Genomic DNA, 13,351 nt, shown 5'->3' on the forward strand with positions numbered 1-13,351 from the left:
AACAAGATCATGAGCATCGAAATCCGCAACATCAGCAAGCAGTTCGGCGATTTCCGCGCGTTGAACAACGTCAACCTTGACGTCGAATCGGGCGAACTCGTCGCACTGCTCGGCCCCTCGGGCTGCGGCAAGACCACGCTGCTGCGCATCATCGCGGGACTGGAAACGGCCGACACCGGCAGCATTCTGTTTTCGGGCGAAGACACCACCGACGTGCATGTGCGCGAGCGGCAGGTGGGCTTCGTGTTTCAGCACTACGCGCTGTTCCGCCACATGACCGTGTTCGAGAACGTGGCCTTTGGCCTGCGCGTGAAGCCGCGCAAGGAGCGCCCGAGCGACGCCCAGATCAAGCAGAAGGTGACCGACCTGCTCAAGCTGGTGCAGCTCGACTGGCTGGCCGACCGCTACCCTTCGCAGCTCTCGGGCGGCCAGCGGCAGCGCATTGCGCTGGCCCGGGCACTCGCCGTCGAACCCAAGGTGCTGCTGCTCGACGAACCCTTCGGCGCGCTCGATGCCAAGGTGCGCAAGGAGCTGCGCCGCTGGCTGCGCCGGCTGCACGACGAGCTGCACGTCACCTCGATCTTCGTCACCCACGACCAGGAAGAAGCCCTCGAAGTGGCCGACCGTGTGGTGGTCATCAACAAGGGCCGGCTCGAGCAGGTCGGCTCGCCGCAAGAAGTGTGGGACCAGCCCGCAAGCCCGTTCGTCTATGGCTTTCTGGGCGACGTGAACCTGTTCCATGGCCGGGCCGACAACGGCGCGGTGCAACTCGACGGCATGCGCCTAGACTCGCCCGAGCACAGCGGCGCGCGCGACGCCAAGGCCATGGCCTACGTGCGCCCGCATGACCTCACCGTGGAGCGCTACACCGCCGGGGCCACCGGCATCGTGGCTACGTTGTCGCGTGCCATCGTGGTCGGCCCGATCGCGCGGCTGGAACTTGAGCCCACAGCAACGAATCCAGATAATCCGGGCTCCGGAACCATCATCGAAGCGCAAATCCCTGCGCAACAGTTCCGTGAACTGGGCTTGAACGAGGGCGACACGGTAGTCGCCACGCCGCGCAAGGCCCGGGTGTTCGTAGAAGAAGATTGGGTTTCCCCTTGATCGATTGGTACTTCGGCGCGCCGCGCCGTGCGTATGGGCTGATTTGCCTGGCCTGTGTTCTCATGCTGGCCTTCGGGCTCTATCTGCAGCACGTGGTGGGCCTGGAGCCGTGCCCGATGTGCATCGTGCAGCGGTATGCCCTGGTTCTGGTGGCGCTCTTCACCGGGCTGGCCGCCGTTTTTCGCAGCCGCGGCCTTCAGGTGACGGGCGGGGTGCTGGCACTGGTGTCGGCCATTGGTGGCGCCTACACGGCCGCCGCTCAGAGTTGGCTGCAGTGGTATCCGCCCGAGGTCGTCTCGTGCGGTCGCGACCTGTACGGAATGATCGAGACCTTTCCGCTCAAGCGGGCGCTGCCGATGATCTTCCGCGGCGGCGGCGATTGCTCGAAGATCGACTGGTCGCTGTTCGGCCTGACGCTGGCGAACTGGTCGTTCGTCGCCTTCTTCGTTCTTGCGGTGTTGCTGCTTGTGCTGATTTTCCGCAAGCGCCCGGCCGCGCGCTGAACCAGCCGCTTAGAGCGGCAGGGTGTCGAAGGCCGCGTAGGCGGTGGCAAGCCAAGACTTCACGCGCTGGCGCTCCAGCAGACCCAGCGCGTGCGGCCCTTCGCGGTCGTTCACCGCCTTCCAGAAGCTGGTGTTCTGCGCATCGATCTTGCGCATGCTCGCCTCGTGCAGGCGTGGCAGCGTGATCACGCGGGCGCCGTTCGCGGTGGCTTTGGAGAGCGATTGCGACGCGAGCAGCATGCCGAAGTCGCTGCCGCGGCCGTAGTTCTGCACCACGATGTAGTTGGGCCGGTTGCCGAAGGTGTCGATCAGCGTGCCGAGCAGGTCGGTGGAGTCCTTGCCGTCGTCCAGCACATGCCAGAAGTTGACGGCCACGCCCAGGTCGACGAACACGTCGAACAGATCCGACTCCTTGATCCAGCGCGACAGCGGCGCGAGTGTCTGGGCCGCGAGGTCGACGATGACGCTTTGCTGCGGATTGGTTTCGAAACCGTTCACCACGGTGTCGAGCCCCTCGAAGCTGTCGACCACGATGGGCGACGCAAAGCCCTCGTAGAAGCGGGTGAACGAGCTGTGCGAGCGGTCGGTGTCAAAGCCCGTGAACGGCCGGCTGTGGTCGATGAAGTACTGCGCCAGCACGCGCGCGGTAACCGACTTGCCGACACCGCCTTTTTCGCCGCCGATGAAATTGATGGAGCTCATGAGTTGCTGCTGCCTCGGATGGGTTGAGGGGTGAAGGGCTGAATCATTCTAGGGGCGCGTTTTCTTTTCCTTTTCTCATTTGCCGCGCCTGGCCATCCCTTGCAGCAAGGGATGTGCCTGCAAGCGTTGCTGCAGCCGCTTTTTCCACGGCGCGGGCAGCGTCGATCCATCGATCATTGCGGGCCATTGGCTGCGCGCGAGCCGCGCGGTATCTGCAATGACGCGCCGGACCAGAGGTTCGTGCAGCCCGGTCGAGAAGCAGAAGGCGCGTATGTTGGCAGGCGTGAACAACGCAGTACGTTTGGGCGCGGCACCTCCGCCCGCCGATGGCAGAAGAGGCAAGGCATGGCCGTCGACACCCTGGAGCGCGGCATACGCCACGATGTCGTAGGCCGGCGCCAGCCGCGGCGCAATGCCGTCGGGATAGATCACGCCGAAATTCTTGAGGTGTGCATCGGGGTTGCCGAGCAGATCGTTCACCGCCAGGCGCCGCACGAGTTCGAGCACGGCCTCTTCGCCCATCGAAGGAAAGGCGCGCATGGCAAGTGCCATGTCGAGGTAGCTGGCGCTGTACTTGTGCATCGGGTCGACCGCAAGCACCTGCGCAAAATCTTCGAAATGAATGCGGCGCGCGCCCTCGCGGTCGAAGCGCGTGACCGCGAGGAAATCAGGCTCGTCGGGCAGCGCGTAGCTGTGCTCGGCCGCAATGGCGGAGAGCGGTGCCAGTTCGGCATGGCAGACCTCGACGCCGGCCGCGCCCGCCATTTGGAGCGAAAGCATTTCGAGTTGCGGCATGTGCGGACGGCCGGCCATGGGCAACTTGGCGATCACGCGCGTACTGGCACCGGCACGCGTGCGGGCCACATAGCGGCCGCCCTGGCGGCGCAGGCCGAGCTTGGGCTGCACGCCCGACACCGAAATGCCCTGCGGCATGGGCAGTTCGACCACCGACATCTCGAGCGCGTCCTGGTCCTGGGTGATGAGCCGCTGCAACGTGCCGCGGTCGACTGAAACCGGGCGCGCGCTCACAGCGCCGGGGAGGTCGCCTCCGCAAGCCGCGAGTAGTTCGAAATGGTCGTTTTCTCGGCAGCCGCGCAACTGCGCGATATGGCTGCGCAGAACGCCTTCGGGCAAAAGGTTCTGAAAGAAGCGCGGAAGCTGGCCACCTTGTGCATTGAAGAGCGGGTTCTTCACGTCGCTCCAGAGTGCCGCCTGGGTGGCCGGATCGCTTGCCACCATGGAAAGCGACAGCACTTCAGCCGGCGGGGCGGCCACCAGTTCGGGCTCCGCCACAAAGCGGCACAGGTCGGCGTACTGAAAGAGCTTGCCGAAGCGTCGCGAGCCCAGCGAGATTTCGAGGATCTTGACGTTCATGGCGAACGGCGCCGCTTGTTGACGTACGGCGGCGGGGAGGGCGCCTGCGCGATGGCGTGGCCCACGCGGGTGGCGACGGGGCGGTAGCCGGCGTCGGCGGCCGTGCTCTCGCCGAAGCCCTTGGGTGCCAGCTGCAGTTCGAGGCCCATCGCGTCGACCAGTGCCAGCAGCGACGACAGCTGCGGATTGCCCTTGAGACTCAGCGCGTTTCGCACCGAGCGCTCGGTCAGGCCCGAGCGTTGCGCGATTTCCGCATTGGAGAGCCCCGCGGCATCACGGCGGGCGGTGAGAGCAGTGATGAGTTCCTGTTTGAGCACGGAAACATATTACCGCAAACCGCTGTTTGGGAAATATATTTCCTGGTTGTGCCCATTGCCTTATCTGGGAATCAAGGTGAAGAAAGGCATGACCACGCCCATGATCCAGTTCTGCCCGAAGTCGAGCGCGGCGCGGCGGTATTTCTCGTCGGCCTGGGCGGCCAGCAGGTCGAGCCGCGCCACCACCTTCGACAGCTCGCGGTCGGCCACGAGGTTACGACCTCGCTCGCTGATTTCGGTGGCCAGCAGCAAGGGCTGGCCGTCCGCGCCGGTTTTCGAGGAGATCAGCCACAGCGATATTTCGAAATTGCGCGCGGCACGGTAGCTGTTCTCGGCGTTGACGCCGTCGAGCATGGTCTGGTCCCAGGTGTCGCCATTGGCTTGCTTGAGCATGGATGCCCAGCCGACGACCAGTGCCGCAACCCGGTCGCCTTGGTACCCCTGGGGGCTGGTGTCGAAGGCCAGGCGGATGGCGTCGATGCCGGTGGCGCCGCGCAGCTCGGGCAGGGCGGGGCCCGTCAACACCGCGTCCCAGGCGCGCTGGGTGGCCGCTTCGATGCTTGCCGCCGATTTGCGCCATTCGCGCGGATTGCGCCGGTACAGCGTGGTTTGTACGCGCCGGATCGATTGCAGGTTGTCGCGCAAGGAAAGATTGGCAATGCGGTTGGCGCTCGATTGCAACCATTCCTGGTTGGCATAAGGTTCGGCGCGCTCGGTGGAACGGGTGGCCGCGCAACCGCCAAGGCCCAGCAGTGCAGCTGCGCCGGCAAGCAGGTAGCCGCGGCGCGCGGTGAAGGGGGAAACCAGGGAATCGCTCATGCCCTGACGTTATCATCCACAGCTGGGGCGGCGGCCTGCTTCAAGCGGCGGGCCCGTGCAATTTTCCTTACAAATCAATACCTTGGCGCTATGCCAAGGCAGGCCGACAAGTCGTGCGTCTCAATTCCATCAAGCTTTCAGGCTTCAAGTCGTTCGCCGAACCGACCAACTTCCTGCTGCCAGGCCAGCTGGTCGGCGTTGTCGGGCCCAACGGTTGCGGCAAGTCGAACATCATGGACGCGGTGCGCTGGGTGCTGGGCGAGTCGCGCGCGTCGGAGCTGCGCGGCGAGTCGATGCAGGACGTGATCTTCAACGGCACGACCACGCGCAAGCAGGCCAGCCGTTCGAGCGTGGAACTGGTGTTCGACAACGCCGACCATCGCGCCGGCGGCCAATGGAACCAGTTCGGCGAAATTGCCGTGCGGCGCGTGCTCACGCGCGACGGCACCAGCAGCTACTACATCAACAATCAACCGGTGCGCCGGCGCGACGTGCAGGACGTGTTCCTGGGCACCGGCCTCGGCCCGCGCGCCTACGCCATCATCGGGCAGGGCACGATCAGCCGGATCATCGAATCCAAGCCTGAAGAGCTTCGCCTGTTCCTGGAAGAAGCCGCGGGCGTTTCCAAGTACAAGGAACGCCGGCGCGAAACCGAAAACCGCCTGGGCGACACGCGCGAGAACCTCACGCGCGTCGAAGACATTCTTCGCGAACTGAACGCGAATCTCGAAAAGCTGGAGAAGCAGGCCGAGGTGGCCGCGCGCTACAACACGCTGCAGGGCGAAGCCACCAAGAAGCAGCACCAGCTGTGGTTCCTCAAGCGCAGCGAAAGCGATGCCGACCAGGCCAAGATCAAGGCCGATTCCGAAAAGGCGATCAACGACCTGGAGTCGCGCACCGCCGACCTGCGCCGCATCGAATCCGAACTCGAAACCGTGCGCCAGGCGCACTACGCGGCTGGCGACCAGGTCAACCAGGCCCAGGGCAAGCTCTACGAAGCCAGCGCCGAAGTCGGCCGCCTCGAGGGCGAAATCCGCTTCGTGGTCGAGGGCCGGCAGCGCGTGGAGCAACGGCTCGTCCAGTTGCGCGAGCAAATGGGCCAATGGGGCCGCCGCCGCGAAGAAGCCGAGGCCGAGATCGAAACCCTGGCCGGCCAGGGCGTCGATGCCGAAGAGCAAGCCGTCATGCTGGCCGCGCAGCTCGAAGAGCACTACGCCCGCATGCCCGAGCTGGAAGAAGCGCAGCAGCGCGCCCAGGACGAGGCCAACGCGCAGCGTGCCGCGGTGGTGCAGATTCAGCAGCAGATCCAGGTGCTGGCGGCCGACCAGCGCAACATCGAAGACCAGAGCCGGCAGCTCACGCAGCGCGGCGAACGCCTGCGTGCCGACCAGAGCGCGCTGGCCGCGCCCGACGAAGCTCGCCTGCAAGCCATGCAGGAAGAGCACGCCGCCGCTCAAGAAGCCGCGAGCGAAGCCGATGCCCGCCTGCATGAACTGCAGGAATCGGTGCCGCAGCTCGACGACGACCGCCGGACGAAGCAGCAGGCGGTCAATACCGAGAGCGCCCGGCATGCCGAACTTTCGGCACGCCTCGAAGCACTGCGTGCGCTGCAGGAAAAGGTCAAGACCGACGGCAAGCTCGCGCCCTGGCTCGCCAAGCACGGGCTCGAAGGCATGCAGGGGCTGTGGAGCCGCATTCACATAGAGCAGGGCTGGGAAAACGCGCTCGAAGCGGCGCTGCGCGAGCGCCTGGGTGCGCTCGAAGTCAGCCGGCTCGACATGGTGCGCGCCTTCGGCAACGATGCGCCGCCCGCCAAGCTGGCGTTCTACAGCCCGCCCGACGCCGGCTTGCCGCAAGGCGCTGCCGCGCTGCCGCGCCTGTCCAGCCTGCTGCGCCTGAACGATGCCGGCCTGCAAGCCCTGCTGACCGACTGGCTCCACGGCTGCTATACGGCCCAGAGTTTCGAAGAAGCCCTTGCGCAGCGCAGCACGCTGCAGCCCGGCGAAGTCATCTATGTGCAGAGCGGCCACGCCGTGTTCTCGCACAGCGTGAACTTCTACGCCCCAGATTCCGAGCAGGCCGGCCTGCTGGCACGCCAGCAGGAAATGGAAAACCTGGAGCGCCAGCTGCGCGCCCAGACGCTCATCAGCGAAGAGGCGCGCACCGCGCTGGTCCGCGCCGAAGCCGCCTACGCCGATGCCGCGCAACGCCTTGTGACGGCGCGCCGTGAAGCGGCCGAGACGCAATCGCGTGCGCACGAACTGCAGGTCGAAACCCTGCGCATGACGCAGCTTGCCGAGCAGACGCGGGCACGCAGCGAGCAACTTGCCGCCGACCTTTCCGAAGTCGACGCGCAGCTTGAGGAGCTGCAGGAAAAGCGCATGGCCGCCGAAGGCCGGTTCGAAGAGCTCGATATGCAGCTTGCCGATAGCCAGGAGCGCCACGCGCAGCTTGACGAACGTGTGATCGAAGCCGGCCGTGCATTGGCCGCCAGCCGCGAGCAGCATCGCAGCCTGGAACGCCAGGCGCAGGAAGCCACTTTCTCGCAGCGCACGCTCGAAGCCCGCCGCGGCGAGCTGAGCCGGGCCATCGAAACCGCATCGCAGCAGGTGGTGGCTCTTACCGACGAAGACGAGCGCGCCAGGGCCGAACTGGGCCGCCTGTCGGACGCCGCAGCCCAAGCCGGGCTGCAGGACGCACTGGCGCTGAAGCTCGAGCGCGAGGGCGCCCTGGGCGCCGCACGCAGCCAATACGACGACCTCACGCTGAAGCTGCGCGCCAGCGACGAGCGCCGGCTGCAGCTCGAGCGCGAGCTTGATCCGCTGCGCCAGCGCATCACCGAATTCCAGCTCAAGGAACAGGCCGCACGCCTGGGTGTCGAGCAGTACCAGCAGCTGCTCGACGACGCGGGCGCCGACCTTGAAGCCATCGCCCAGTCGATCGAGACCGACAAGGTGCGCCTCACCGGCCTGCAAAGCGAAATCGACCGCCTGAACCGCGAAGTGGTCGCGCTGGGCGCCGTCAACTTGGCTGCGCTCGACGAACTCGCCATTGCCAGCGAGCGCAAGACCTTCCTGGATGCGCAGTCGGCCGACCTGAACGAGGCCATCGGCACGCTCGAAGACGCCATCCGCAAGATCGACGGCGAAACACGCGAGCTTCTCGGCGGCACCTTCAAGATCGTGAACGAGCATTTCAGCCGCATGTTCCCCGAACTCTTCGGCGGCGGAAACGCCAGGCTGATGATGACGGGCGACGAAATCCTGGATTCGGGCGTGCAGGTGATGGCGCAGCCTCCGGGCAAGAAGAACCAGACCATCCACTTGCTCTCGGGCGGCGAAAAAGCGCTCACGGCCATTGCGCTGGTGTTCGCCATCTTCCAGCTCAACCCCGCGCCTTTCTGTCTGCTCGACGAGGTGGACGCGCCGCTGGACGACGCGAACACCGAACGCTATGCAAAACTCGTGACCGCCATGAGCCGCGAAACCCAGTTCCTCTTCATCAGCCACAACAAGATCGCCATGGAAATGGCCGAGCAGCTGATCGGCGTAACCATGCAGGAACAGGGCGTGTCCCGCATCGTTGCGGTCGACATGGAATCGGCCGTCTCGATGGTCGAAGCTGCTTAAGCCGAGCAGCGCGCATGAGCAATCTCACTCTCGCCCTGGCCATCCTCGGCGGCCTCGTTCTCGCGGCCGTCGTGGCCTACAACACCGTCACATCGCGCCGCAATGCACCGCGGCAGCCCGACGCCGCCAGCGACGATTTTTCCGATGCGGACCGTTCGCCGGCGTCCGCGGCCGACGGCGTGGAGCCGATGCTGCACATCGATCCGCACCAGATGCCTCCGGGTCAAGAGCGGCATGAGCCCTTGTTCGACCCTGATCTGCCGGCGCCCGGCGCAAGCCCGCTGCCTACCGCCGAGCGGCGCGGCGGACTCGATCCGCTCATCGACGTGATCGCTCCGGTGTCGCTGGACGGCCTTGCATCGGGCGATGCGGCCATCGCGGCCATGCCGCCCACCCGCCGCGCAGGCAGCAAGCCTGTTGCCATTGAAGGCCTGAACGAGCACACCGGGCAATGGGAACCGCCAGTGGCGGGCCAGCGCTACAGCGCCTTCCAGGTCGGCGTGCAGTTGGCCAACCGCACCGGCGCGCTCAACGAAATCGAGTATTCCGAATTCGTGGTGAAGGCGCAGGCCTTTGCCGATGCCGTGAACGGCGCGCTCGAGTTTCCCGAAATGCTCGACGAAGTGGCGCGTGCGCGCGAGCTCGACCAGTTTGCCAGTGCGCACGATGCGCAGCTGGGCTTTGTGCTGCGCGCGCTGCACGCGGCCTGGAGCCCCGGCTACGTGCAGCAGAACGCGGCGCGGCTGGGCTTTGTGGCGGGCATCATTCCTGGCCGCATGGTGCTGCCGACCAGCGAAGTCGGGCTGCCGCCGATTCTCGGGCTGTCGTTCGACACCCAGGCCGCGCTGGCCGACGATCCAGCGCAGTCGGCCATTCGCGAACTGAGCCTGAGCCTGGACGTTCCGCAGGTCGACCGCGCCGAGCAGCCATTCCGCCGCATGCGCGAAGCCGCCGCCACACTGGCGCGCGAAATGGACGGCGTAGTGACCGACAGCGACGGGCAGTTGCTGCGCGAGGAAACCATGGACGTGATCGGCGCCGACCTCGAGCAGCTCTACGACACGCTCGAGTCGCGCGACCTCGCCGCCGGTTCGCCTTTGGCGCGACGCCTCTTCAGCTGATCCGATTTCTTCGGGAGACACCCATGACAACGCGCGACGAAGCGGCACGCGAAGCCGCCGCACTGAGCGAACAGCTCCACAAGCACGCCCACCTTTACTACGTGCTCGACGCGCCCGAACTGCCTGACGCCGAGTACGACAAGCTGTTCCAGCGGCTGCAAGCCATCGAAGCCGAATTTCCCGACCTGCGGACGCCCGATTCACCCACGCAGCGTGTCGGCGGCAAGGTGCTCGAAGGCTTCGTGAAGGTGCGCCACAAGGTGCCGATGCTGTCGATTCGCACCGAGACCGACATCTCGCCCGGCGGCGCCAGCGCTTTCGATGCGCGGGTGCGCAAGGAACTGGGACTGGCTGAAGACGGGCCTCAGGTCGAATACGTCTGCGAGCTCAAATTCGACGGCCTCGCCATGAACCTGCGCTACGAGAACGGCGTGCTGGTGCAGGCCGCAACGCGCGGAGACGGCGAGGTGGGCGAAGACGTCACGCAGAACATCCGCACGGTGCGCGATATTCCGCTGCGGCTCAACGGCAAGGCGCCGCCCGTGGTCGAGGTGCGCGGCGAGGTTTACATGAAGCGCGCCGACTTCGACGCGCTCAACGAACGCCAGCGCGAGAAGATCGCGGCCGGTCAAAAGAACGAGAAGGTGTTCGTCAATCCGCGCAACGCGGCGGCCGGTGCGGTGCGCCAGCTCGATCCGGCCATTGCCGCAGCGCGCCCGTTGAGCTTTTTTGCCTACGGCCTCGGCGAGGTCACGCCGGCCAACGAGGGTGGTCCGGATTTTCCGACGCAGTTCGACTGGCTGCAGCAGTTCGACGCATGGGGTTTCCCGGTGGCCAAGCAGACGGCGCGCGCGAGGGGCGCGATCGAATTGATCGCGTTCCACGAGAACATCGGCCGCCAGCGCGATGCCTTGCCCTACGACATCGACGGCGTGGTCTACAAGGTCGACAGCCTGGAGCTGCAGCGGCAGCTCGGCTTCGTTTCGCGCGAGCCGCGCTGGGCCGTGGCGCATAAATACCCGGCGCAGGAACAACTCACCGAGGTGCTCGGCATCGAGGTGCAGGTGGGCCGCACCGGCAAGCTCACGCCGGTGGCCAAGCTCGCACCCGTGTTCGTCGGCGGTGTGACCGTGACCAACGCCACGCTGCACAACGAGGACGAGGCACGCCGCAAGGACGTGCGCGTGGGCGACCAGGTCATCGTGCGACGCGCGGGCGACGTGATCCCCGAAGTGGTCGGCGTGGTCCCCGAGAGCCTGGCCAAGCCCGAGGGCGAGCGCGGCCCGCTGTTCACCATGCCGCGGCAGTGCCCGGTGTGCGGGTCGGAAGCGCTGCGCGAAGAGGGCGAGGTCGATTACCGCTGCACGGGCGGCCTGTTCTGCGGCGCCCAGCGCAAGGAAGCCATCCTGCACTTTGCGGCTCGGCGCGCGGTTGACATCGACGGGCTCGGCGACAAGCTGGTCGAGCAATTGGTCGACGCCAACCTGATCCGCACCTTGCCCGATCTATACAGGCTTGGCTTCACCACCTTGGCGGGCCTGGACCGCATGGCGGAGAAGTCGGCCAAGAACCTTGTCGACGCGCTCGAAGCATCGAAGAAGACCACGCTGCCGCGCTTCCTGTTCGGGCTGGGGATCCGGCATGTGGGCGAAAGCACCGCGAAGGACCTGGCCAAGCATTTCGGCAAGCTCGACGCGATCATGGACGCGACCGAAGAACAGTTGCTAGAGGTCAACGACGTGGGCCCGGTGGTGGCGCAAAGCCTGCGCACCTTCTTCGACCAACCGCATAACCGCGAAGTGGTCGAGCAACTGCGCGCCTGCGGCCTGACATGGGAAGAAGGCGAACCCGCCGCCCGCGCGCCCAAACCGCTGGCGGGACTGACCTTCGTCATCACCGGCACCCTTCCTACGCTCAGCAGGGACGAAGCAAAGGACAAACTGGAAGCAGCCGGCGCCAAGGTGGCTGGTTCCGTCAGCAAGAAGACCAACTACCTGGTTGCGGGCGAGGAGGCCGGCAGCAAGCTGGACAAGGCCCGCGAGCTCGGCGTGAACGTGATCGACGAGGCGGGTATGCTGGAGATACTCGCCAGCGGCGTGCCAGGCTGAAGGGATAGAGGCTCGGTGTCCTTACGGCTGGTTACGTGACTTCACACCAGCGCAGTCAACAGGGTCTACAAGCTGGCGTTGAAGACAAAAGGCTGACAAGGAGTCCCTTATGCAGAAAATTCGTGTTCTCGGTACCTGCGTCGCCATCGGTGGCATCGCGCTGCTCGGCGGCTGCGTTGCGGTGCCCGGCGATCCTTACTACGACGGGGGCTATTCGCAGCCGTATTACGACAATCCGGTAGTCGTTCAGCCGGCGCCTGTCTACATCGAGGGCGGCGCCTACTATGAAGGCCGCCGGCCTTACTACGGCGGGCGGCCCTATTACGGCAATCGTCCGTACTACGGACGGCCAGGTTATCCAGCTGTGCGGCCAGGATACCCGGGGGGACGCCCGGGCTGGAGCGGCGGCGGACGGCCGCCGGGTGGTGGTGCCATCGTGCCGCCGACGGGGAATACCGGCGTGTCGCCATTGCCGCAGTACCGCTCGCCACCGCCAAACGCCCGTCAACGGCTGTACACGTCGCCCGACTCCAAGACTCAAACGCCTCCCTGATCAGAGCGGGGGGCGGGTAACCAACCGCACAGTGCGCTGTCGCGATAATCCGCCATGGCCATTCGCGAAATCCTGAAAATGGGCGACCCCCGGCTGCTGCGCGTTGCGCAGCCGGTGGCCGCTTTCGACACCGACGAGCTGCACCTGCTGGTGCGCGATATGTTCGAGACCATGATTGCGGTCAACGGGGCCGGGTTGGCCGCACCGCAGATCGGCGTTGATCAGCAGCTCGTCATTTTCGGCACCGACGTCGTCAATCCGCGCTACCCCGATGCGCCGCCGGTGCCCCGCACGGTGCTGCTGAATCCCGTCATCACGCCGATCGGCGACGAGGAAGAAGAGGGCTGGGAAGGGTGCCTTTCGGTGCCGGGCCTTCGCGGCGTGGTGCCGCGCTTTTCGAGCATCCGCTATACCGGCTTCGATCCATATGGCGATCCGATCGACCGGACCGTGAGCGGTTTTCATGCGCGCGTGGTGCAGCATGAGGTCGATCACCTGCTTGGCAAGCTCTATCCGATGCGGGTGCGCGACTTTTCGCGTTTCGGCTACACCGACGTCTTGTTTCCTGGGCTCGACGCGAACGACGACGACTGAAAAAAAGCGGCCGGTTCGTCACCGGCCGCATGCGTTCAGTTGTACCTGCCGCCCAGGCCGAACCGGCCACCGCCGAAAAGCGCAACCGCGATTGCCGAGAACAGGAACATGCCCTGCAGTTCGAGCGCCCAGCCGCCTTGGCCATTGAGGGCGCCCAGGTCCTTCTGGTGCACCAGCCAGATCGCCACCACCATGTTGATTGCAACGATCAGCGCTGCCGGGCGGGTGAAAAGCCCAACGATCAGCAGCACGGGCGCAAGAATCTCACCGACGTAGACCAGGTACGCCATGGCCGCCGGCAACCCGTGCGAGGCCAGCATGCCGCCGATGCCGTCGACTCCCTTGCCGACTTTCGCAATGCCGTGCAGCAGGATAAGGATGCCGAGTGCGACGCGCAGAACGAGCTTGCCGGTGTCATCGGATTTGGTCATGAGCAGATTCCTGGTGAAAGTGATTAAAGGGCCATATGTTAGTGAATGTGCCGCGGGCACGAAAAGCCCGGACCGGCGCGCGATGCGGCATAT

12 protein-coding genes are annotated in these 13,351 nt (G+C 65.7%); 7 read left to right on the forward strand and 5 right to left on the reverse strand.

What is annotated here, in order from left to right; genetic code table 11:
• Positions 1 to 9 precede the first annotated feature (9 nt).
• Positions 10 to 1,107: a sulfate/molybdate ABC transporter ATP-binding protein gene (locus GOQ09_RS12875; protein WP_157613762.1), complete on the forward strand. Its 1,098-nt coding sequence runs from the start codon at positions 10 to 12 to the stop codon at positions 1,105 to 1,107.
• A complete protein-coding gene (locus GOQ09_RS12880) occupies positions 1,104 to 1,610 on the forward strand; it encodes a disulfide bond formation protein B (RefSeq protein ID WP_157613763.1) in 507 nt (168 codons plus the stop codon). The genes GOQ09_RS12875 and GOQ09_RS12880 overlap by 4 nt, the downstream gene beginning before the upstream one ends.
• 9 nt (positions 1,611 to 1,619) lie before the next feature.
• Here GOQ09_RS12880 and GOQ09_RS12885 read toward each other — a convergent pair whose 3' ends face one another.
• The 4 genes from GOQ09_RS12885 to GOQ09_RS12900 all read right to left on the reverse strand — a co-directional run bounded on the left by GOQ09_RS12885 (position 1,620) and on the right by GOQ09_RS12900 (position 4,822).
• Positions 1,620 to 2,312 (reverse strand): mobilization protein, encoded by a 693-nt coding sequence (locus GOQ09_RS12885; protein ID WP_157613764.1) that lies wholly within the window; start codon positions 2,310 to 2,312, stop codon positions 1,620 to 1,622.
• 75 nt (positions 2,313 to 2,387) lie between these two features.
• Complete coding sequence (locus tag GOQ09_RS12890; RefSeq protein ID WP_157613765.1) at positions 2,388 to 3,686, reverse strand: type II toxin-antitoxin system HipA family toxin; 1,299 nt, start codon at positions 3,684 to 3,686, stop codon at positions 2,388 to 2,390.
• Positions 3,683 to 4,003, reverse strand: coding sequence for a helix-turn-helix domain-containing protein (locus GOQ09_RS12895; protein WP_157613766.1), 321 nt, complete (start codon positions 4,001 to 4,003; stop codon positions 3,683 to 3,685). The genes GOQ09_RS12890 and GOQ09_RS12895 overlap by 4 nt, the downstream gene beginning before the upstream one ends.
• A gap of 60 nt (positions 4,004 to 4,063) precedes the next feature.
• Complete coding sequence (locus GOQ09_RS12900) at positions 4,064 to 4,822, reverse strand: hypothetical protein (RefSeq protein WP_157613767.1); 759 nt, start codon at positions 4,820 to 4,822, stop codon at positions 4,064 to 4,066.
• Positions 4,823 to 4,935: 113 nt separating this feature from the next.
• Here GOQ09_RS12900 and smc point away from each other — a divergent pair, with 113 nt between their 5' ends.
• The 5 genes from smc to def all read left to right on the forward strand — a co-directional run bounded on the left by smc (position 4,936) and on the right by def (position 12,827).
• The gene (gene smc / locus GOQ09_RS12905; protein WP_157613768.1) at positions 4,936 to 8,451 is read left to right on the forward strand and encodes a chromosome segregation protein SMC; all 3,516 of its coding nucleotides are present in this window, start codon (positions 4,936 to 4,938) and stop codon (positions 8,449 to 8,451) included.
• 14 nt (positions 8,452 to 8,465) lie between these two features.
• On the forward strand, positions 8,466 to 9,572 hold the full coding sequence (locus tag GOQ09_RS12910) for a cell division protein ZipA C-terminal FtsZ-binding domain-containing protein (protein ID WP_157613769.1): 1,107 nt from the start codon (positions 8,466 to 8,468) through the stop codon (positions 9,570 to 9,572).
• A gap of 23 nt (positions 9,573 to 9,595) precedes the next feature.
• On the forward strand, positions 9,596 to 11,680 hold the full coding sequence (ligA, locus tag GOQ09_RS12915) for an NAD-dependent DNA ligase LigA (protein WP_157613770.1): 2,085 nt from the start codon (positions 9,596 to 9,598) through the stop codon (positions 11,678 to 11,680).
• 109 nt (positions 11,681 to 11,789) lie between these two features.
• A complete protein-coding gene (locus GOQ09_RS12920) occupies positions 11,790 to 12,233 on the forward strand; it encodes a hypothetical protein (protein WP_126746396.1) in 444 nt (147 codons plus the stop codon).
• Between the two features lie 54 nt (positions 12,234 to 12,287).
• Complete coding sequence (gene def, locus GOQ09_RS12925; RefSeq protein ID WP_157613771.1) at positions 12,288 to 12,827, forward strand: peptide deformylase; 540 nt, start codon at positions 12,288 to 12,290, stop codon at positions 12,825 to 12,827.
• 35 nt (positions 12,828 to 12,862) lie between these two features.
• On the opposite strand, the gene GOQ09_RS12930 is transcribed toward def, so the two are convergent.
• Entirely contained in the window at positions 12,863 to 13,258 is a 396-nt protein-coding gene (locus GOQ09_RS12930) for a DoxX family protein (protein WP_157613772.1), read from the reverse strand.
• Positions 13,259 to 13,351: the final 93 nt, after the last annotated feature.

Origin of the sequence: Variovorax paradoxus (assembly GCF_009755665.1) — a bacterium.
In the GTDB taxonomy this organism is placed as follows: Bacteria; Pseudomonadota; Gammaproteobacteria; order Burkholderiales; family Burkholderiaceae_C; genus Variovorax; species Variovorax paradoxus_G.